Raw genomic sequence first — 21305 nt, 5'->3', positions numbered from 1 at the left:
TCTTGGGGGAAGCAATGCGCACGCGCAACAGCCCTAGCCTCCTCCAACTCTTATATACCGGGCAAGCGCCAGCGTCCACTACCCAGCGCCGGCGGCACGCCGAGTTCTCGCTTCGACAGCTCGAACGACGGCAACCATGTCCGCACCGCCCAGCCCGAGTTCGAGGGTCTCGCGGTACAGGTCATGGCAGACGTCGAGCAGCGGCGAGGCGATTCCCGCCGCACGCGCCGCGGCGGCGACGAGCCGATTGTTGTCGAGCACGTTCTCGATGCTCGCCTGCACGTCGAAGTTTTCGTGCAAAAGTTTTGCGGCCTTCACGCGCGACACGTCGCTCGCCATCGGCCCCGCATCGACGATCGAAACGAACTGCGCAAGGTTCAAGCCCTGCCGTTTCGCGAAATGCGCGGCTTCCGCTAGACCCGTCACCATCGTGATGAGAAAAAGGTTGACGGCGAGCTTCATCGTCAACGCCGCGGGTACCTCGCCGCAGTACTCCGACTGCCGGCACATCGCCGCGAAGAGCGGCCCAACGGCTTCGACCGCTTCGCGCTCACCGGCCAGCATGGCCACGAGTTGGGCGGCTTCGGCCGGCTTGCGCGACCCCGACACGGGCGCTTCGACGTAATGGCCTCCCGCCGCGCGCACGGCCTGTTCAAGCCCTTTCGAATAACCCGGCGAGGTCGTGCCCATATGGACGATCGTCCGTCCCCGTGCACGCTGCCTGAATGCGGGCTCGCCGCGCGCGAGCATCAAGTCGATCGCCTCGGCATGGGCCAACATCAAGAGCACGATCTCGCAGCGCGCGAACACTTGCGCGGCATCGTTCGCGACGCTCGCTCCCGCTCGTGCCAGCAAGGCTCGCTTGGGCGCCGAGCGATTCCATACCAAGAGCGGAACGCCCGCTTTCCGCAGATTGAGCGCCATCGGCTCGCCCATTGCGCCCAAACCGATAAAGCCCACCGGCGTCTGCCACACAGTCATCGCATCGTCCTTTTCGTCGCATCGGAATAAGTCGAACCGCACACACGCTTGGCAGCGCCAAGAACGCGATGAACAACCTAACGTGCCGCAATTCGTCGATTCGGCTCATGGTAGGAATTTGCTATTGTTTTGAAAATCGCAAACTTTGGAATCGCCACTTCAGGAAATCGAAAATGACGCATCCTCTCAATTTCGACATGGACGCACTGCGCACGATGGTCGTCGGCGTTGAACTCGGCGGATTCGCGCATGCCGCGACGCGGCTTCATCGATCGCCGTCGGCCGTCAGCATGCAATTGCGCAAGCTGGAATCGCAGGCCGGTCAACGACTGTTCAAGCGTCGGGGTCGTGGGCTCGCGCTGACGGACTCGGGCAGCGTCTTGCTGCAATACGCTCGCCGCGTGCTCGCACTCAACGACGAACTCGGCACCGCGCTCGGCGCCGTCGACACGCGCGCCGCCGTGCGCGTGGGCATCCCGCAAGACTTTGCGGATGTGATGTTGCAGGATCTGTTGACGCGTTACGCCAATACGCGGCCGCACGTCCAGGTGGAGGTCAAGGCTGGCCGAAATTTCGAGCTTGTCGCCGATCTCGAGAGCGGCAAACTCGATGCCGCGGTCGCCTTTGCCGTGCCGGGAACGAACGGCGGCGAACGGATTGCGACGATTCCCGCCGTTTGGCTCGGATGCACGCCGATGTTGCGCCGTTACGGCGTGCAGTCGACGGTGCCGCTGACCGTATTCGACGGGCCATGTTTGTTCCGCGACATGGCGATCGATTCGCTCTCGCACGCCGGCGTCGCATGGCGTCTCGCGATGACCACGCCAAGCCTGGCCAGCCTATGGTGCGGCACGCGCGCAGGGCTCGGTGTTACCGTGCGCACGGCGCTCGCCGTACCAAGGCACCTGTCCGTCTTGGCCGGCGCTCCCGCACTTGGCACCATCGACGTCGTCCTACATCGCGCCGCGCGCTGCACCGACGACGCGCATGCGCTCGCCGATCTGCTGAGGCAAACGGTCGCCGCGCGCTGCGGCTAATGCGCGATCGCGATCTTGCCGAAATGCTGCCCGCCCTGTGCGAGATGCGCATAGGCCTGCGATACTTCATCAATGCCGAAGATCTCGTCGACGATGGGCACGACCTTGCTCGCGGCAATGGCACGCGCGACGTCGCGCAAGTCCGCAACCGATCCCGTATTGTTGCCTTGGACGTTCAACGCCTTCGTCATGATCGTCATGAGATCGGCCGACGCCGTTCCCCCAGTCACGAAGCCGATGACGAAGACGGTGCCCCCCACTGCTGCGGCGTTGACCGAACGGCCAAACGTCTGCGTGCCGCCCGTTTCGATCACCAAGTCGGCGCCGTTGCCGCCCGTGATCTCGAGCACCGCCTCGTCCCAGGCCGGTATGCGGCGATAGTTGATCGTGTGATCGGCGCCGAGCGCCCTGGCCCGCTCGAGCTTCTCGTCGGACGAGGATGTGATGACGACCGTCGCGCCCGCCGCCTTGGCGAGTTGCAACGCGAATACGCTGACCCCGCCCGTGCCGATCAACACAACGACGGAGCCGGGGCGGACGTTCGCCGAGCGCAGCCCGCGCCAAGCGGTCGTGGCCGCGATCGGCAACGTTGCCGCGGCCTCGTCGCTCAGATGCGCGGGCGTCGAGACGAGCGCGCTCGCCGGCAGCGCGACATATTCAACCAACGAGCCGGGCAGCACGACGCCACGCGTCGCCGCGCTGACTTCGGCACGTGCCGGTCCGCCCACCCAGAGCGGCTTCGAGTGCGGAATCACGCGATCGCCGACAGCGAATTCGGTCACCCCGGCACCGATCTCGGCAACATCGCCCGCCCCATCGGCAACGGGAATCACCGGAAAACCGGGCACGGGATACCGGCCCGTGGCGACGGCCAAATCGATGAAATTCAGGCTCGCCGCGCGCATCCGCACGAGCACCTCGCCTGGGCCGGGATGCGGTTGGGGCAACGTCACGGCGCGCAAGGCGTCGAGGGAAGGTGCGAAAAGTTCGATGGCCTGCATGGCTGAGCTCCTTGGGTTAGTGATTACAGATTACTCATGCACGAACGCCTGATAAACTGATTCAATCACACGACACTCATGCATCCCATGCAGCAATGGCCTGACGCAAATCACATCGCTGAAATCGCGGCATTTGTCGCGGTAGCGGAACAAGGCTCGTTCACTCGGGCTGCGACGGTACTGGGCCGCGACGCCACGGTTCTGTCGCGGCGCGTGCAATCGCTCGAGCGAACACTCGGCGTGAGGCTGCTCACGCGGACCACGCGCCATGTGGCATTGACCGAAGCGGGAGCCGGCTTTCTCGCGCGAGCGCAGGCGATCGCCGCCGCATTGGCCGATGCGCAGGAAGAAGCGTCGACGCACGGCCAGGGGGAACCGCGAGGTACGCTACGGCTGGCGCTGCCCGCGACGTTCGGACGAATGTGGATTGCCCCCTACCTGCCGGAATTCATGGCGACGTACCCTCAGGTGCGCGTCGATGCATCGTATTCGAACCGATTCGCCGATCTCGTGGCAGAAGGGTTCGATGCGGCCATTCGCCTGGGGGAACTCACCGATTCGAGGCTCGTGGCTCGTCGGATCGCCCCTCGCCGGCGGCTCCTGTGCGCCGCCCCGGCGTTCCTCGATCGGCACGGCGCCCCGGTACACCCTGAAGCGCTGAGGCAACTGCCTTGCCTGGCATTCACGGGCCTCGCCTCTCATCCGAATTGGACGTTCGGCAATACCCAGGGCGAGCGCATCACGGTGCGCGCCGATGGGCCGCTCGCCTCGGACGATGCCGAAGCGCTCGTGCACGCGGCAGTTCGAGGATTGGGGATCATGTTGAGCACGGATTGGCTCGTCGGCCGCGAACTTGCGGCCGGCGCGCTCGTGCCCGTGCTGACGGAATGGTTGCCGCAGGACGAGGGCGCGATTTACGCGGTCGTACCTTCAACCCGGCTGCTGCCGGCGAAAACGCGTGCGTTCATCGATTGGATCTCGAATCGATATTCACCGATTGCGCCTTGGCGCGGTGGGTAGGCCGCGGGCGGCCACCCACCTATCGATCGCGCTCGTACTAGCGGAAACGGCGATCGAGATCCGTCCCCGGCGTGAACGACACCCCGCGCAACACTTGCGCGAACCCGGCATTGCGCAGCGTAATGAATCTCTCCTGCGCCGCGCCCGCGACACGCTTGTTCTTGAGCACGTCGCGAATTGCGACGAGCTTGTTCGGGTCGGCGCCCGTATCGCCGTTGCCGCTGATGGTCGACGTCGTCGCCCAGATCGTGACCGTGCCGTCGTCGGCGACGCGGCCCGTCAAATTGCGCAGGCCGTCCGTTGCCGGGGCCCATGGTAAGCCCGTCGCCGAGTTGTAACCCATCGGGTAGCCCGGCACCGAGTATTGCGTACCCAAATTCAGGCCTGCCTGCAAGGTATAGGCGAGCGTCCAGCTTTTCGTCGCCGCGTCGTACACCCACTTCTGCAGACCGGCCGTCGTCTGTGCCGCTGCGTGCGCGTACAGATCGGCGCCGCCGGTATAGCCATCGCCCTCGTCGGCGACATAGAGCGTATTCGCATCGGCGAACCAAAGACCGAACGGATAGGACAGCGTGGTAGCCGATTTATTGGGCGTAGAGGGGAAACCCGCAAGAACGCACAGATTGCTCGGCAGCCCGGACGTCTGCAGCGTCGCCGGATCGTAGGCAAGCGGTGCCGCGGGCAGCGCCACCTTAGCCGACGGCACACCAACGCCATTCGGGCAGGCGGTGCCCGTGGTGTCGAGGAAATAGACCGTGTTGACACCGTTGCTGCCGCTGCCTTTCGTGAAGTACAGCACGTTGTCATGCACGGCCATGCCGCGGAAGTTGTCGTCCTTGCCGATCTTGTCCGCCTTCGCGCCGAGTTCCGTCACGGAGAAGCTGCCCACCGGTGTCGGCGCGGCGGGATTTTGCTGCGCTTCGGGCTGATCGGACGGAACGGCGAACTGCGCGCCGGCCCCCAGAATCACGCCGTTCGGCTGCGGGTTCGCGCCATTGCCCGCGTTGCCTGCGGTATACAGCACGTCCTTGCCGAGGCTATCGTTCAGAATCGCACTACGTCCGTTGTTGCCGCTGTAAGCATTGGTCTCCGTGAACTGAAAGTGCCCGTCGCGATCGACACGCGCGATCGCGCGGTAAAACCGCTGCCCGACCGGATTGGTCGGATCGACCGCACCCGGTGTATTCGAGTTCGAGGCATCGAGCGTGTCGACCGGTGCAACGTAGCCCATGAAGGTCAAATACTTGCGATCGGTCGACAGATGCAGCGCAAGTTCCGATTTCGAGCTGAAGCTCGTGACGAGTTGGTCGTGCGCCGACCCGGCCTGCGCGCTGTTCGGCACCTCGAGCGTGCTGACTAGGTCCCCGGCCGGCGTGATTTGGTCGAGGAAGATGCGCGACGTAATGCCGAAGCTGCCGTCATAAAGGTCGTTGTTCCACACGTACGGATAGGTACCGTCCACAGGGGCACCGGTCGATGCGCTGCAGCCGCCTTGGGTCGCGGCGCAGTTCGGCGGAAGGATTTCGCCGACTTGCACGTTGCTCGAACGATTGTCGTAGACACTCCGGCTCACCACCAAAAGATCGGGGTAAAAACGATAGCCGCTGCGGGAGTCGAATTGCTGGGCGTGAGCGCAGAGGCTCGCGGCGATCAACGTAAGTGCAAAAAACGAGGTACGACCGGCACGGAACCGGCGGTGACGCGTGAGACCAAACGACGCGGTTTGCATATGCAGTCTCCGGACAAATTCGAAGGGTTTTATGAGACAGGCCTGCATGAAACTCGCGCTAGCGTAGTGGCCGCAAATGACGGCTTGATTGCTGTTTCCCGAAAATTCAGTCCTCCCAAGGATCGATTACGGCAATGCCGCAGTCGACGAAGTCTTTTACGTTTCGCGTCGCCAGCGTTGCCCCTCTGGATCGAGCCACGGCGGCGATCATGGCGTCGAACTGGCTGATCTGCCTTCCGGCATTTCTGCGTGACACGGCAATCTCGGCATAGACGTGAGCGGCGTCGGTGTCGAAATTCAAGAGCCTGCCCGCGAAGTCTTCTTCGAAGATGGCATCGATGGCGCTCGACAGCGTTTGCTTGCGCGCCCCGTCCGCCAACAACCGGAGGCCGTAGGCGATCTCCGCGCGCGTGATCGTGGTCGTGAACAACGCGGCACGCCGCTGAGCGCGAAACCAGTCGATCACGCGCCGATCCGGCACCGACCTCAACGTTTCCGACAGAACGTTCGTGTCTAGAACGATCATGCGCCGAAATCCACTCGATTCGAGATCGCCTCGCGTGCCGGCAAATCCAGATCGATGCCACCAAGCGGCGAAATGCGGCGACGGATCGACTCGATTAGGCTTTGCCGACTGCCTTCCGATTCCGTCGACAGTGCCGCGCGCAGGATGTCGCGCGCCTCGTCCTCCATCGAACGCCCGTGACGCGCCGCCTGCACGCGCAAACGGGATTTGAGTTGGTCGTCGATGTTGCGGATCGTCATACTCGCCATGTCGGCCCCCGTCATTAATCATTGATTGCATTTTAATCAATGATTGCAAATCGAGCAACGGACCGAACCGCCACCGATCGTCGAAGCGCGCTTCGTGAACCGCGCAGGATGGCATCTCGACCGGCGACCGCTCGGATCGTCGGGGCGACCGTACACGGATCAAAGCGTCCGCGTTCGCTGCTGGGTTACGTGTCTCGACTACTACCGCCTTTACGTCGTGTTTCATCACCGAATGGATCCTTGCCGATTTTTGTATCGCCATAACCGGCCGTTGGCGTACGAATCGAATGAGCCGGCAGTCGATTTTCGGGGTCCGCACGGTCAGGCCGATAGCTGTCCAAATGGCTAACGGCGCACAGCATATTCGGCACTTCTTGCCGACTTCGAGCTACGCCTTGAACCCGCTCACCTCGGCAGACAACGTAGCGGCGTAATCCTGCAACGACCGAGCGGAGGCGGCTACCTGCTCGACGAGCGTGGCATTTTGCTGGGTGACGGTGTCGAGTTGGGTGACCGCTTTGTTGACCTGCTCGATCCCCCTGCTCTGCTCCCTGCTGGCCTCCCTCACCTCCGTCATGATGGTCGCCGCCCCCGTGGTCGACTGGATTATTTCTCCCATTGCCTCGCCAGCCTGCTGGACGAGCAGATTGCCCGCCTGCGCATTGCTCGCGGCGGTTGCGATCAACGCTTTGATCTCCTTTGCCGACGCTGCCGCGCGCTGCGCCAAGCTGCGCACCTCGGCCGCCACGACCGCAAAGCCTCGACCCTGCTCGCCCGCACGGGCCGCTTCCACGGCGGCGTTGAGCGCCAGAATGTTGGTCTGGAAGGCAATGCCGTCGATCGTGCCTGTAATGGCTGCGACCTTTCGCGAGGACTGATCGATCGAGTCCATGGTCGATACGAACTGCGCGATCACTTCTCCCCCTCGCTCGGCAGCGCGGAACGCTTCCGTCGCGAGCCTGTGGGCGCCGTCCGCGTTTTCCGCATTCTGTTTGACCGTCGCCGTCAACTCCTCCATGAAAGCCGCGGTCTCCTGCAAGGAGGCGGCCTGGGCTTCCGTTCGGGCCGACAGATCGCGGTTACCGGTCGCAATCTCCCGTGACGCCGATTCGAGCTGGGCCGCGTTCGTTGTGACATTGCGCACGAGCCCCTGCAGCCTTTCGATGAACACATTGAAACTGAGCGCGACTGCCGCGAACTCCTGCCCGCCGGTCTCTTCAAGACGCCTGGTGAGATTGGCCTCTCCTGATGCAAGGTCATCGATATTGGATTTGAGGTCGTTCACCCGGTGCATCAGCATTCGTATGCCCAAAACCACCAGAGCCAGAAGCACGACACTCATCGGGATCTGCACGAACGCGAGACGACTGAGAATGCGGTCGCTGTTCGCCGTAAGCGTCGCATCAGGCAGGCTCGCGGCGATAATCCAAGGGCTGTGAGGAATCGCGGTCATGAATAGGATGCGCTTCTCTCCGTCAACGTCGTATGCCGTCCGGGCATTCATCGTTTGTCCGTCATGCGCCAGCACGCGTTGGATCTGCGCGGCCATCGGCGCGATCCGAGCAATATCGCTGAGACGCTTGAGCACGAGATCGCCCTGGATCCGGCTGCTGTTGCTGACAATCGTGCCATCGGCCTCAATGATCAAGATCCGTGCACCGATTCGGCGCTCCATATCGGCCACCAACTGGTTAAAAAATTCTAGCGAAACGTTGATGGTCGACACGCCATAAAGCTCGTTTCCTTTGTAAATCCCCATTGCGCAGGCGGTTCGCGGCTGTGGGCTCGCGTCGTCACGAAACGCCTTGGACCAGCCGCATGCGCCCTTCGGTGCCGCGGTGCCGTTTTCGTACCATGCCTGCTCCCAATACTTCAACGAGTCGGGCTGATTCCAATACGTATTCACCTCCAGCTTGCCCGTCGATGCATTCCGTACGAGAAAGCTGCTGAATCGGTCGCGGCCCGTCTCCCGCTTGTTAGGCAAAGGCCAGACGCCTCCGCCTGCCACGTTTGGGTCGCCGTACTGGTCGATCAGTCCCGGCAGTATCTGATCGATTTGGTCACTGCCCACCAGCGCAACCGTCTGTGTGAGAGCGCGTTGCTGCGCCTCCACCCTTCTGAGCTGATCGCTAACGGCGACTGAAATCTGGCCGACCTGGTTTTGGACCAGTTTGCTCTCCAGCGTTGCCAGATCCGGCTCGACAAAAAAACGGATCATTAAAAAAGTGACCAATGCAATCGCCAAAAGCGCCGCACATCCCGCCACCGTAAACCGGGACCCGACAGATGACAGAAATTTCATGCTTCCCTCTTAGGCAGCACAGTCCCGCTTTGACAGGTGCAACGCATAGCGTCGCATCGCGCGCTGGAGTCTCGTGGCGAGACAGTCAGAGTATGAAACCCGTGTTAATGAAGGTTGACCGACGATCTTGCACAATCGCATCGAGGAGTTCTTTGTTCGCCCCCGTCTGCTTGGCTGCCACCATCGATCGAATTGAAAATGCTCGGAGTGCGTCGGCAACGGACAGGGTGCCCTCCGCCGAGTCCTTGCGACCGGCAAAAGGGAATACGTCTGGTCCGCGCTGACACTGACTATTGAGATTGACACGGCAAACTTGATTCACAAGCGGGTCAACCAGCGCGCCGATCGTCGCGGGATCACGACCGAATATGCTCACCTGTTGGCCGTGATCGGAGGTAATGACGTATTCGAGTGCCTCGCCTATTTCGTCGTACGCCATAACGGGAACAAGCGGGCCGAACTGCTCTTCGCGATACAGTTTCATGCCCGCGGAAACCGGATAAATCACCGCGGGCTTGTACAGCGTGGCACTGAAAGCACCACCACCGTCATTCACGATTCGCGCACCTTTCACAACCGCGTCTTCGATCGCCTCCTTCATGTAAGCCGTTCGATGAAGCCCGGGCAACGGCGTGATCTTGACGTCCTTCTCCCAAGGCATCCCGATCTCAAGGCTATTCAAAGCCTCGCAGAAGCTTGACAGGAACCGGTCGACGAGCGATCGATGCACAATGAGCATCTTCAGGGCCGTACAACGCTGCCCATTGAATGAAAGCGCGCCCGCCATACATTCCGCCACCGTCAGGTCGAGATCGGCATCAGGCAGCACGATCGCGGCATTCTTGGCATCCAATCCCAGAATCGCTCGCAGTCGATGGGATTTTGGGTGCTGTTTTTTCAGGTGATCCGCGACCTTGCTGGACCCGATCAGCGCCAGAACATTCACTTTCCCGCTCGCAAGCATGCGCGGGACGACCAGCGCGCCAGGCGCATAGATGACGTTGACCACGCCAGGCGGAAACGCTTCATGAAAAGCGGCGAGCAACGGCTCAAATAGCAGCGCACCGTACTGAGGTGGTTTCAGCACCACGGTATTGCCCATCAGCAGCGCGGGGATCAACGTCGCAAAAGTTTCATTGAGCGGATAGTTGTACGGGCCCATACACAAGACGACGCCTAATGGCGTGCGTCGTATCTGCCCGATCGTCGATTCCGCAACTTCAAAGCGCGAAGACCGATTGTCCAGGTCCTTGAGCGCATCGATGGTCTGACGGATATAGTCGACTGTTCGATCGAATTCCTTCGCGGAATCAGCCGCCGATTTCCCGATTTCCCACATCAAGGTTTTCACGACTTTCGGCCGGACTGCAATCATTCGGCGCATAAAGATTTCCATGCAATCGATACGACTTGCGACCGTCATCACGGGCCATGTCCCTCGACCGCTGTCATAGGCCACTATCGCCGCTTCGAGCGCCGCGTCGCTTTCCGGCTCCCCCATTCTCGGGAAGCTGCCGATCTCGAGTTGACGAAGATCCCCCGATACGGCGTCGCGGATACACACCGGAGAAAGAACCAAATCGTTCGGGCCTTCCCATGTTCGCAACTCCCCGCCAACCAGCCACACTCGCTGGTCGATACGGCCTTCGAGGCGATGCTCCGCCGGCACTTCATCTGCACTAGGGAAACGCAGGGAAAGGTCGTTATCCTGACTTACGATCATTGCAAATTGTCTCGCGTAAAGAAGCTCGGCAATCGATTCCGCTCGCAGGTCTTGGTGTTCCAAGAGAAGCGGATAATCTCGACGCCAAATACGGGGAAATGCTGACTACGGCGATGTACGGCTACGCACCCGCATGGTTTGCCGCCAGACGGATAATGTCGAGAAACGGTCCCGCTTCAAGAGAAGCGCCGCCCACCAAGGCTCCGTCGATGTCGTTCTGCGCGAACAGATCTGCGGCGGCGGCAGGCTTCACGCTGCCCCCGTAAAGGATCGTTGTGTCAGCCAGTGATTCTGATCGCGTTCGCAACAACCTTCGAAGAAACTCATGCATTTCCTGCGCCTGCCGAGGGCTTGCGCTGCGCCCTGTTCCGATTGCCCAGACCGGTTCATAGGCGAGGACGAGGCTATGCATCTGATCGGCCGGAAGCGAGTCGAGTACGGCTAGCAATTGTGTTTCCACGGTTTCCCTGGCGGCCCCGTCCTCTCGCTCTCGAAGCGTCTCGCCAACACAGACGACAGGCGTGATACCCGCCTCGATGGCTCGAAGTGCTTTTGCCCCGACTGTCGTCAGCGCCTCGGCGTGATGCGACCGACGTTCGGAGTGCCCGACGATTGCATACGTCGCGCCGAACTCCGCCACCATGTCTGCGGAGATTTCACCGGTGTAGGCGCCTTCGCGAAACGCCGAAATGTCCTGCACCCCCCATTTAAGTGCGGTGCCCGTCAAAATCCTTTGCGTCTCGGAGACATGGAGGAACGGAACGCACACAGCCGCATCGATCGTCAACGCTGCAATCGCCATATCGTCCTTGATTTCGCGCAGCAAACGGGCATTGGACGCAATCGTCCCGTTCATTTTCCAGTTACCGATCACCCGCTTCCTTGGCATTGTTCTCTCTTGATTCCAACGGCTCGCTAACGTGCGGCGATGTACGGTTGTAAAGCCTTCAGCCAACAGGCGACCGCGACGGCCCCACCATCAGGAGAGCCGATCGCACGTGCCCCCAGATAGCTTGCCCGTCCCGCGCGTGGCGTCATATGTGCCGTCTCTTGCGCCCCCGACTGAGCAGCGCCCACTGCAACCGCCCATGCTTTAGCGACATCCTGTCCGGATTTCAGCGCACGCTCGAATGCGGCGGCGGCGGGTACCAAAGCATCGAGCATGGTGCGATCGCCAGGTTTCGCGCCTCCCAATTCACCGATGGCGTCGGCCGCGCTGGCCATCGCCGCAGCCCAATCGAGTGCAGTCGGGTTCGGATGATCCGCCAGCGTGCGGGCGGCCCGAAGCAGGGCCGTGGCATAGAACGGCCCCGAACTGCCCGCGATCGCTCTGCGCAACGCCATGCCAAGGGCAGCAAGCGCTTTGTCGGGGGTGACAAGCGCCGCGGACGGAACGGCAAGAATGGCTTCCGCCGCGCGCCTCATGCTGGCCCCGAGATCACCATCACCGGCCTTCGTGTCGAGTTCTGTCAGGATGGCTTCCTTCTCGATCAACGCGTGCGCGACTGCCTGCAATGCCGGTCTGAGCCTATCGGACCATCCGTGGCTGCCATCGCCCACGTCCGGCTTGCCGGTCGCCGAATCAGGCGCCGTGCTCGCGGGCTCGAGACGGATATGGTGATTGACGGTCCCGACGCCGGGCCATGCATGCGCTTCGGTATCGGCATCCAGCAACGCCAGCATTTCATCATCCAAGCGCAGCAGCGAGATGGAGCAGCCGGGCATATCGAGGGCCGACAGGAATGTGCCTGCCCACGCCCGCTCGACGATGAGGCTTCGGCGATTCAGGCTCTCGAATGCATCCCGCAAAACGATCGACAACTCCATCTGCGGCGTGGCGCCCAGCCCGTTCACCAGCAGTGCGACACGTTCGCCGGCTTTCAATGCCAAGTCTTCGATAATGTTGGCGAGGAGCGTTTCCGCCAGTTCGCCGGCTTGCATCGGAGCGGTACGCTCGACTCCCTTCTCGCCATGAATGCCCAGACCCAATTCAATCTCGTCGTCCGCGAGGTGGAAGCCTGCCTTTTCCGCGCCAGGTAACGTACATCCGTTGAGCGCGACGCCCATTGTTCCAAGGTTGGCAGACGTCTTCCGTGCAACCGCGGCCACCTGATCCAAGGATTGCCCCTGAGCCGCAGCAGCCCCCGCAATCTTATGGACCAACACGGTACCTGCGATACCTCGACGCTGATGGCGCTCTATGCGACCGCGTAGCGACACGTCGTCGGCTACCGTCACGATTTCAACCGGGATTCCCTCGGATCTCGCCAACTCGGCGGCGAGACCGAAATTGAGACGGTCACCGGTGTAGTTCTTCACGATAAGCAGGACACCGTTCTCTCCACCGGTCGCGTGAATTGCCGCAAGCACTGCGTCGGTGGGGGGGGAGGTGAAAACCTCGCCGCACACGGCTGCACTGAGCATCCCATTGCCTACGTATCCACCATGTGCCGGCTCATGCCCACTGCCGCCGCCCGAGATAAGCGCAACGGGTCGTTCCGACGCAATAGGCAGCCCATGCCGAACCAGGACGTTCTCGTCGCCCAGAATAGCGACGTGTGGAGCCTGTCGTGCTATCCCTTCAAGCATCTGGCGAACAACTAAGGACGGATCATTGATAAGTTTCTTCATTTGCAATCTCTTGCTAGCGTTTCAGAGGCGATAGCCGTAGCCCATGAGGCATCCAAACTCATGTAGCGTCACTCACTGAGGCGTGCGCATGAGAATCACGCGCACATGCGGATCTGCTTCTATTTCTTATGCATAGGAATCTTCGGGGCACGGAATCGAAGGTCCATCGAAAGGCTTCCCGGTGCGATCACATCATCCCGGCGAGTCTGGCGACCCCGATTGCGCTGATACCGCCAAGAATCGGACCGACGACAGGCACCCAGGCATATGACCAATCAGACGATCCCTTGCCGGGAATCGGCAAGATCGAATGAGCGATGCGCGCCCCGAAATCGCGAGCCGGATTGATCGCGAAGCCGGTCGGGCCGCCAAGCGAAAGTCCAATGCCGTACACGATCAGCGCCACCGTCAGCGGGCCAAGCACGCCGGTCGTCCCCACCGACTTGTTGAAAATCGCGACGACCAAAAAGACCAAGACAAACGTGCCGATGAATTCAGTGAGCATGTTGGCAAACGGCGCGCGGATTGCGGGACCGGTCGAGAAACAGGCGAGCTTGATTCCGGCATCCTCGGTGTTTTTCCAATGCGCGAGATAGGCCAACCAAACCAGCACGGCACCTAAAATGGCTCCGATGAGTTGCCCAGAGAGATACGGCAGAAGCTCATCTTTCGGGAAGTGCCCCAACGCGAAGAACGCGAGGGTTACTGCCGGGTTGAGGTGGCCCTGACTACCGAGTGCCACGGCAGTCACCACGCCGGCGAGCACCGCGAAAGCCCAGCCGGTGGCAATGACGATCCAGCCTGAGTTTTGTCCTTTTGACTTCGTCAACAGCACGTTCGACACTACGCCGTTTCCCATTAAAACGAGGATAGCGGTCCCAATCAGTTCTCCAACAAATCCGTTTTCCATTGTCTCTCTCCATCCTTTAGCTTGAAATTATCTCCAGTTCAGCGCCGCGGTATGAACCGGCGCATCCCAGAGCCGTGCAAACTCACTATCGAGTTCTGTCAGCGTAATCGAGCAGCCCGCCATCTCTAGTGAAGTCACATAATTGCCGGTCAGGAAACGGCTAACCGAAATACCTCGGCCGCGCAGAATTCGCGTAGCGGCGTTCACCATCAAATAAAGCTCTACCAACGGGGTGCCGCCGAAGCCATTGACGAGCAGCAGGCAATCGCGCCCGTTGCGTGGCTCGAGATCATGGACAATCGACTCGACCAACTCGGCTGCGATCGCGTCCGCGCTTTCCAGTTTGACGCGGCGACGGCCGGGTTCCCCGTGAATGCCCACGCCCATTTCCATTTCGTCGTCGCCGAGCGTGAACGTCGGGGTACCTGCGGCGGGCACGGTGCACGAGGTCAATGCAACGCCCATCGAGCGGGTGCGGCTATTCACAGCCTGCGCCAGCGCATGAAGCTCTTTAAGCGTCCGCCCCTCTTCGGCTGCGGCACCCACGAGCTTCTCCACCACGAGCGTGCCGGCCACACCGCGGCGACCCGTGGAGTAAGTGGACTTCTCGACGGCAACGTCATCGTCCACCAAAACGGTTAGAACCTTCCCATTGGCGAGTTCAGCCGCCATCTCGAAGTTCATCACGTCGCCTTCATAATTCTTGACGATGAGCAAGCTGCCCGCACCGGTATCGATAGCATCGATTGCTGCCGCGATCTGGTCGGGGGTCGGCGACGTGAAGATCTGGCCCGGGCACGCGGCATCCAACATGCCGGCGCCGACGAACCCGGCATGCAGCGGCTCGTGTCCTGCCCCGCCCCCCGATATGAGGCCAACCTTGCCTGGCTTGAGCGTTTTGCGGCGGACGAATTTTTTCTCGGCACCGAGCGTGACGATGTCCGCATGAGCGGCAGCAAAACCATCGAGCGATTCCGAAAGCACCTTCTCAGGCGCGTTGATCAGCTTTTTCATTACGTCTCCTCCTCGTGTTGTCGCGGCGAAGCAAGTGTGTTCGCCATTTGTGCAAGTGTTCGGGCGAAATCGGCAACCAGGTGATCCATCTTGAGATTCAGCTCGGCATCGTCGAGATCGGGCAATGTCACGCTGATCGTACGAGTCCTGTGCGCTGTGTCCGTGCGCACATGGCGTCGAGGATGGGCCTGGCGATAGAGATCGAGAAAAGCACTCCGTTCCGCGGCAGAAAAATGGCAGACGGAAAATATCGTGTTCAGATGGTCAACCGGAATCGGCGTCGTGTACGCAGGATTAGTAATCTGCGAGACGAATGAACGATGTTTTCCCAGCGCCTGAGCCAAGTGTTGGCGCGTGCCCGAAGGACGATTGTCCAAAACACCCGTCAACACGCGCTTATATTCGGCTACCAGATCTTGCCGTGCCGGAGGCTTCTCGTCGTTCATAAAGAGCTCTAGATTGTGTTTTCGATGAATGCAGCCTGATGCGGCAGGTTTAACGCGCTTAAGTCAATCTCCGCGATGGCGGCTTTGACCCGCCCAACGCTTGCAATGCCCACCGAGATCGATCTCAGTCCACACGCGAGAAATTGCGGCAGTACCTTCGGATCGGTGGCCGCGTCTCCGCACAAGCTCACGCTAATGCCGGCGGTTTCGCCGTATCGAACCACGTTCGCGATCAGGCATAACACGCCGGGATTGAGCGGGTCGGCAAGTTCGCTAACCGCCTCGTTGTCGCGTCCCGCCGCCGTCACATATTGCGTGAGGTCATTCGAGCCGATGGAAAAGAAATCCGCCTTGAACACGTCCGGTGCGATCGCAGCCGCAGGCACCTCGATCATCATGCCTAGTGCAGGAACCTTGGCTGCGACCCCTGCTTGCTTCAGCAACCGCACTTCCTCATGGAACATCGATCGCACCGCCTCGAGCTCGGAAGGCACCGTCACCATTGGCACCATGACCTTCAGATTGCCGTGCACAGCGGCCCGAGCGAGCGCACGTAGCTGAGTGCGGAACGGCTCCGGACGGACGAGCGACAGACGCACACCGCGCACGCCGAGAAACGGATTGCGCTCGCCGTCGATGGTCAGCCCGGCAATCGGCTTGTCTCCGCCGGCATCGAGGGTTCGTACGATCACGGGTCGCCCGGCCGCCCAATTCAGAATGCGGCGATAGGCGCCGTACTGAAAATCTTCGGTTGGCTGCGCGGGCTCGTCGGCAAACAGCAGTTCAGTGCGCACTAGACCCACGCCATCGCAAATCTCAGCGTCGAGCTTATCGAGCTCCGCAAGATCGGCGACGTTGATCGATACGGCCACGAAGACACCATCTCGGGTGACAGCAGCTCGATGTGCCGATCGTTCGATCACCACGCGCTCCGCTGCGTCACTTTCCATATGCAGACAAAACTGTTTCCGTTCGTCATCGGTCGGCGCAACGATCACACAGCCGCCAACGGCGTCAACGAGAATCTCGCTCGCGTCGGCGGGGATGCTGCCTTGGAGAGCGACGATCATCGGCACGCCTTTGGCACGCGCCAACATGGCAACGTGGCTGGTGACACTGCCTTCGGTCAGCACGATGGCGCTACAACGCGTCCAATCGATCGAGAGAAAACGTGAAGGCGAAAGATCTCTGCCCACGATCACCGCGCCACTTGGCAACGCATCCGAGGCGCTTTCGCCAAACAGACAGGCCAGAACCCGATCCCGTAGATCTTTCAGATCCGAAGCGCGAGCACGAAAATAGTCGTTCTGCGAGGTCTCATACGTTTCGATCTCATCGTCCATGGCCCCGCGCCATGCTTCGTCGGCGCAGACACCTTGCCGGATCGCCGCGAAGATCGGTTCGCAAAGTTCCTCGTCCTCCGCCAAGGCAATCTGAAATCCAATAATCTCGGCACCATGGGTATCGACACGTTCGATCAACGCTTGCAGTTGACCGGTGGCAGACTTGATCGCCGCACGCAAATCCGCCAGTTCGATAGCGGTATCAGCGCGAGGAGCGCGGCGTCCGGATACGTCATCCACCGCCAGTCTCGTCTGCGGACCAGCGGCAAACCCCACCGACGCAGGGCGCCCCTTCAGGACCAGCCTAGCCATGATCTCGGTCTCCGTCAGTCCGGCAAATATCGTTCTCGTCGAAGTTTCGCTCGACGAGCGCCACCATCGCTGCGACAGCATCCCCAGCGCCATCCCCTGTCGCCCGAAAATAGAGCGACATGCCCATTTCGGCTTGAAACGCCATCACCTTCACCGGACTTTTTGCGTTGATCCAGGGGCCATCTGGAGAAGTCGCCAACTCGAGCTGCCCAGCAAAGGATTTCGCTAGCTGCGTGAGCTTCACGCTTGGTCGGGCATGCAGCCCTGTCTCATTGATCAAGCGGGCACTTCCGATAGCAACCGCATGCGACATTGATGTTTCTCCTCTTTCACTGCCGGTGAATTTCTTCGGCCATGCTCTTGACCTGCTCGATAGACGCGCCACCCGATGCCTCTGCCGCGGCAATGACCGCGCCCTCAACCAGTGGCGCATCACAAAGGACGACCTTGTGCTGCCTGTTGGCCTCGAGCATCTCGATCGCCATTTCACTATTGGTTTCGGCTCCCCCGAGATCGACGAGAACGACAACCCCTGCGTCGGACCATGCGCGGTCAATCGCCTGAATGATCGCGCCGACGTCGGTGCCGAGTCCGCCATCCGCGTTGCCGCCCGTATAGGCAACCGGCACGCTGTTGCCGACCATCTGATGCACCATATCCGCAGTTCCCTCGGCAATCTTCGCCGAGTGCGACACGATGACAATTCCTACGTTAGGCACGATATCCATCTCCAAGAAAGTCGCATAAAGCAGTGATAACCAGTGCGGACGAACGCGCACCCGGGTCCATATGACCAATCGATCGATCGCCGAGGAACGACGCCCGCCCCCGCACCGCGAGCATCGGGATGGTCGCATCGGCCGCCGCCGCCGCCCTGCGCTTGACACGATCGAGAACGTGCGCGGTGCCGACGTGGAGCTCTTCGTGTACAGGCACGAGCACATCAAGCAAGGTCTTTTGTCCCGCGGACGATTTGCCGCGCCGCTCCACCGCGGCAATCGCCGCATCGACCGCGTTGCGCACGTCGTCGATGTTGGGCTCTGCGGGTAGCTCCTTTCCAAGTGTCATGAAGAAAGTGCCATAGAGCGGCCCCGATGCACCGCCGACCGTCATGACCAGCGTCTTGCCGACTTCCATCAGCGCCTGCGGGAGCGGCTGCTGCGAAATGTCGCCCGCTAGTTCCGCCACGCGCTCAAAGCCACGCTTCATGTTGAGTCCGTGATCACCGTCGCCGATGGCCTGATCGAGTGCGGTCAGCTCCTCGACGTGCGCAATCACCGTCCGCGCCACAGCCTGAAGCAACGCCTTTAGTGTCTCTTGCTCCACTGCCTGTCTCCGTTGTTTTTGCAGGACCATGGATGCGTTCATCCCTAGCCTGCCGCACGACCATGCGGGTATCGTCTGGACGATACTTGTGTTTAGCTACAAAACAAAATCACTAAACTTTGATCGGAGTCTAGCAGGACAATCAGGCACTGTTAGTAGGGAAAACCCGCCAATTTATAGAGGTCCACAGAGGATGCATCGATGAGCCAACTTTAATTTACTGAACAAAAGTTGAGTTCTCGGTTGAGCGCTGTCTCTGCTGCGGCAACGCCCTGAGACGTGGTTAGGTGGGTTCGCCGGCGTCGGGCCCTCCAAACATCCGGCACCCTAGGGGGATTGAACGATCGTTCCTTGGTGGTAGACGATCTTCCAACCCGCAGGCGAGCGTCGCCAAAGCGTTGCGCGACGGGTGACGCTGGATTCCTGGAACAGCGTATAGGTCAACAGATAGGTATCAGGCGCAATTTCCTGGCAGAAGAAGTCTCCCGTCTTCCAGACTTCGTCCATTGGGTTGGCATACCGATCCTCAAGAATGTCGAGGACGTATGCTCTGCTGTAGCGATGTCCAGACGCGCCGACCTCCCAGAACTCGGTGGCCGTCATCGACTCGAGGGCGGCGCGGCTCGCACCGAACTCAGGCCGATGAAAGATCGGCTCTCGAGCCGACAATTCGTCTTGGATAGCGATGAGCCGATCTTCTGTTATTCGAGTGGGTTCCATACGCGGTCGCGATCGTCCTATGAAATCTGTTGATCGCGCCAATCGTCGCCGAGCAACAGGGGCCGTGAACGGGTTCTGCCAAGAATATAGCGTGTCCGATCGCCTGTTCGAACGTGCCGCTTTGAAGATGATCCTTCGCAACGGACGGCTACCGTCCCGTGCAATCGACCAAAGGCTATGCGCTAGGTCGGCCCGTTCAGCGCCCATTGCTGAACTCCATTCAGCACACTAAGAAAGATTGCCTGCTTTATCACTTTCTATGCTGTATCCCAGAATAGAAACCGACTTCCTCAACCCGAATTTAATCGGATACAAAGGCTTGGACGTTGTCCCGGTCATCACGTATTCCAAGCCTCACTTTTAGACAGAGAATCGGACATGAAAAGAAGAGCATTCGTCTCCATCTTGGGCCGGCTCGGCCTTCTCTCTCCGCTGACATGGCTTCCGAACGTCGCTAGCGCCGATGTCGATAACGATACGGCGCTGCGTGCCAGGTTGGACCTGGTGATGGATCAAGCGATAGCTGAACAGCAAATCGTCGGTGCGGTGGCATTCGTTGCGCGCGGCGGCAGGCTGATATACCAACGGGCAGTGGGTTTTGCCGATCGCGAGGCCGGTATTCCTGTGCGGGAGGATACGCAGTTCCGGCTCGCATCGATGACCAAGCTCATCGTATCCGTCGCTGCGTTGGCGCTCGTGGAGGCCGGCCGTTTGTCGCTGGACGATCCGGTCACTCGCTGGCTACCGTATTTTCGGCCCAAATTGGCGGACGGCGTTTCGCCGGCCATCACCGTGCGTGAATTGATGACACACACCTCGGGGCTCAACTATGGCTTTTTGGAATCCGCCAATGGCCCCTACCACCGACTGCATATCTCAGACGGGCTCGACAGTTCAGGCATATCGCTCGACGCCAACCTACGCCGCCTCGCTCAAGCCCCCTTGCTGTCTGCACCCGGCACACATTGGCAGTACTCGCTGTCCATGGACGTGCTCGGCGCGATCATAGCCAAGGCGGGAGGTGCAAACCTGCCCGAGGTTGTCGATCGCACGGTTACGGGGCCATTGAAAATGCGCGACACCGCGTTCGTAGTCGATGACGCTTCCCGTGTCGCTACCCCGTATGCCGACGGCAATCCGCCTATCCGGATGACCAAACGCTATGCATTGCCATTCGGTAACAGCGCTATCGTGTACTCACCCGAACGTGCATTCGACAAGCACGCATTCCCATCCGGCGGCGCCGGCATGACAGGCACTGCAAGCGACTACCTGGTCCTGCTCGAAGCGATTCGCAACGGCGGCGACCCGGTGTTGCGACGGGAGACGGCACGTGCACTGACGAGCAACGCGATCGGCGACCTTGCCGTACCGCTGGCCGGTCCGGGAGTTGGCTGGGGCCTGGGCGTCGCAGTGCTGCGGGATCCCAACGCAGCGCACTCGCCGTCCAATGCGGGTACATGGCAATGGGGAGGCGTGTACGGCACCCACTTCTGGGTCGATCCGCTAGCGAAACTGTCGGTTGTCGTACTGACGAATACCGCCGTGGCAGGAACTGTCGGAGACTTCCCAGATAGCGTGCGAAAGGCTGTCTACGGTGTGCAATAGCCTCTGGGGCACGGCGGTAGGACAACCTTTCCAAGGGTTTCGCGCGCCCCGATCGCACGGTGCGCCGCCGAAACCTCGCCGAGAGAATACCGCCCACCGATCAGCGCATTACCAGTTGAACGAGAAAAGAACCGACGCCCCCCGCGGCGGCAAGCACCAGCGCAGTCTTACCCGCCGGATCGGTCCGCCTCACGGCGTGAAGAGCCGTCAACCCCTGTACCATCAACGCCACCGCATTATCGAATATCCCCACGCGTCGACTATTCCGCCACTGCGCTCGGTGTGAGTCTGGAGCCCATCATGTTGGCACTGTGCGACTGGGGCACTCGGCATGCTCGCGCGTTGGACGAACTCGATGAGATCGCTGATTGTATCGTTCGGCCCGTCAATGTCGCGGGCGAAACGGAGCATCGTAAAAGCTAAGCTTC

The 21305-nt window shown here is 60.7% G+C and carries 21 protein-coding genes; 4 read left to right on the top strand and 17 right to left on the bottom strand.

Annotated features, from left to right (window positions below):
- Positions 1–78 precede the first annotated feature (78 nt).
- Positions 79–981, bottom strand: coding sequence for an NAD(P)-dependent oxidoreductase (locus J3485_RS08755; protein WP_206952097.1), 903 nt, complete (start codon positions 979–981; stop codon positions 79–81).
- Between the two features lie 173 nt (positions 982–1154).
- Here J3485_RS08755 and J3485_RS08750 point away from each other — a divergent pair, with 173 nt between their 5' ends.
- Entirely contained in the window at positions 1155–2018 is an 864-nt protein-coding gene (locus J3485_RS08750; RefSeq protein WP_206952096.1) for a LysR family transcriptional regulator, read from the top strand.
- Here J3485_RS08750 and J3485_RS08745 read toward each other — a convergent pair.
- Positions 2015–3019 (bottom strand): zinc-dependent alcohol dehydrogenase family protein, encoded by a 1005-nt coding sequence (locus J3485_RS08745; RefSeq protein ID WP_206952095.1) that lies wholly within the window; start codon positions 3017–3019, stop codon positions 2015–2017. The two genes, J3485_RS08750 and J3485_RS08745, sit on opposite strands and share 4 nt — an antisense overlap.
- 87 nt (positions 3020–3106) lie before the next feature.
- On the opposite strand from J3485_RS08745, the gene J3485_RS08740 reads away from it, so the two are divergent.
- Complete coding sequence (locus tag J3485_RS08740; protein ID WP_206952094.1) at positions 3107–4039, top strand: LysR family transcriptional regulator; 933 nt, start codon at positions 3107–3109, stop codon at positions 4037–4039.
- Positions 4040–4076: 37 nt separating this feature from the next.
- On the opposite strand, the gene J3485_RS08735 is transcribed toward J3485_RS08740, so the two are convergent.
- From J3485_RS08735 to J3485_RS08665, 15 genes are all read right to left on the bottom strand, one after another.
- Positions 4077–5768, bottom strand: coding sequence for a hypothetical protein (locus J3485_RS08735; protein ID WP_206952093.1), 1692 nt, complete (start codon positions 5766–5768; stop codon positions 4077–4079).
- Positions 5769–5874: 106 nt separating this feature from the next.
- Entirely contained in the window at positions 5875–6294 is a 420-nt protein-coding gene (locus J3485_RS08730) for a type II toxin-antitoxin system VapC family toxin (RefSeq protein ID WP_206952092.1), read from the bottom strand.
- Complete coding sequence (locus tag J3485_RS08725) at positions 6291–6542, bottom strand: FitA-like ribbon-helix-helix domain-containing protein (RefSeq protein ID WP_206952091.1); 252 nt, start codon at positions 6540–6542, stop codon at positions 6291–6293. Before J3485_RS08725 ends, J3485_RS08730 begins: the two co-directional genes overlap by 4 nt.
- Positions 6543–6930: 388 nt before the next feature.
- A complete protein-coding gene (locus tag J3485_RS08720; protein ID WP_206952090.1) occupies positions 6931–8844 on the bottom strand; it encodes a methyl-accepting chemotaxis protein in 1914 nt (637 codons plus the stop codon).
- A gap of 85 nt (positions 8845–8929) precedes the next feature.
- Positions 8930–10567 carry an NADP-dependent glyceraldehyde-3-phosphate dehydrogenase gene (locus J3485_RS08715; protein ID WP_206955722.1) on the bottom strand — a complete coding sequence of 546 codons (1638 nt, stop codon included), beginning with the start codon at positions 10565–10567 and terminating at the stop codon, positions 8930–8932.
- A 121-nt stretch (positions 10568–10688) separates the two neighbouring features.
- Entirely contained in the window at positions 10689–11456 is a 768-nt protein-coding gene (tpiA, locus tag J3485_RS08710) for a triose-phosphate isomerase (RefSeq protein ID WP_206955721.1), read from the bottom strand.
- Positions 11457–11482: 26 nt separating this feature from the next.
- Entirely contained in the window at positions 11483–13198 is a 1716-nt protein-coding gene (locus tag J3485_RS08705) for a dihydroxyacetone kinase family protein (RefSeq protein ID WP_206952089.1), read from the bottom strand.
- Positions 13199–13385: 187 nt separating this feature from the next.
- Complete coding sequence (locus J3485_RS08700) at positions 13386–14108, bottom strand: MIP/aquaporin family protein (protein WP_206952088.1); 723 nt, start codon at positions 14106–14108, stop codon at positions 13386–13388.
- A gap of 27 nt (positions 14109–14135) precedes the next feature.
- Positions 14136–15122 carry a dihydroxyacetone kinase subunit DhaK gene (gene dhaK / locus J3485_RS08695; protein ID WP_206952087.1) on the bottom strand — a complete coding sequence of 329 codons (987 nt, stop codon included), beginning with the start codon at positions 15120–15122 and terminating at the stop codon, positions 14136–14138.
- On the bottom strand, positions 15122–15568 hold the full coding sequence (locus J3485_RS08690; protein ID WP_206952086.1) for a hypothetical protein: 447 nt from the start codon (positions 15566–15568) through the stop codon (positions 15122–15124). Before J3485_RS08690 ends, dhaK begins: the two co-directional genes overlap by 1 nt.
- An 8-nt stretch (positions 15569–15576) precedes the next feature.
- The gene (gene ptsP / locus J3485_RS08685; protein WP_242538716.1) at positions 15577–17223 is read right to left on the bottom strand and encodes a phosphoenolpyruvate--protein phosphotransferase; all 1647 of its coding nucleotides are present in this window, start codon (positions 17221–17223) and stop codon (positions 15577–15579) included.
- Positions 17216–17503: an HPr family phosphocarrier protein gene (locus tag J3485_RS08680; protein ID WP_206952084.1), complete on the bottom strand. Its 288-nt coding sequence runs from the start codon at positions 17501–17503 to the stop codon at positions 17216–17218. The genes ptsP and J3485_RS08680 overlap by 8 nt, the downstream gene beginning before the upstream one ends.
- A gap of 49 nt (positions 17504–17552) precedes the next feature.
- Complete coding sequence (gene dhaM / locus J3485_RS08675) at positions 17553–17951, bottom strand: dihydroxyacetone kinase phosphoryl donor subunit DhaM (RefSeq protein ID WP_206952083.1); 399 nt, start codon at positions 17949–17951, stop codon at positions 17553–17555.
- Positions 17935–18591, bottom strand: a complete 657-nt coding sequence (dhaL, locus tag J3485_RS08670) for a dihydroxyacetone kinase subunit DhaL (protein ID WP_206952082.1) — start codon at positions 18589–18591, stop codon at positions 17935–17937. Before dhaL ends, dhaM begins: the two co-directional genes overlap by 17 nt.
- A 285-nt stretch (positions 18592–18876) precedes the next feature.
- Positions 18877–19269 (bottom strand): nuclear transport factor 2 family protein, encoded by a 393-nt coding sequence (locus tag J3485_RS08665; protein ID WP_206952081.1) that lies wholly within the window; start codon positions 19267–19269, stop codon positions 18877–18879.
- A 405-nt stretch (positions 19270–19674) separates the two neighbouring features.
- Between J3485_RS08665 and J3485_RS08660 the strand changes: the two genes are divergently transcribed.
- Together J3485_RS08660 and J3485_RS29540 are read left to right on the top strand one after the other, a co-directional pair.
- Positions 19675–20877, top strand: a complete 1203-nt coding sequence (locus J3485_RS08660) for a serine hydrolase domain-containing protein (RefSeq protein ID WP_242538525.1) — start codon at positions 19675–19677, stop codon at positions 20875–20877.
- A gap of 3 nt (positions 20878–20880) precedes the next feature.
- Positions 20881–21300: a winged helix-turn-helix transcriptional regulator gene (locus J3485_RS29540; protein ID WP_374192438.1), complete on the top strand. Its 420-nt coding sequence runs from the start codon at positions 20881–20883 to the stop codon at positions 21298–21300.
- Positions 21301–21305: the final 5 nt, after the last annotated feature.

The sequence above is a fragment of the Trinickia acidisoli genome (genome assembly GCF_017315725.1).
Classification (GTDB): Bacteria; Pseudomonadota; Gammaproteobacteria; order Burkholderiales; family Burkholderiaceae; genus Trinickia; species Trinickia acidisoli.
The sequence above is the reverse complement of the archived record's forward strand: the minus strand, read 5'-3'. Positions and strand labels throughout refer to the sequence as shown.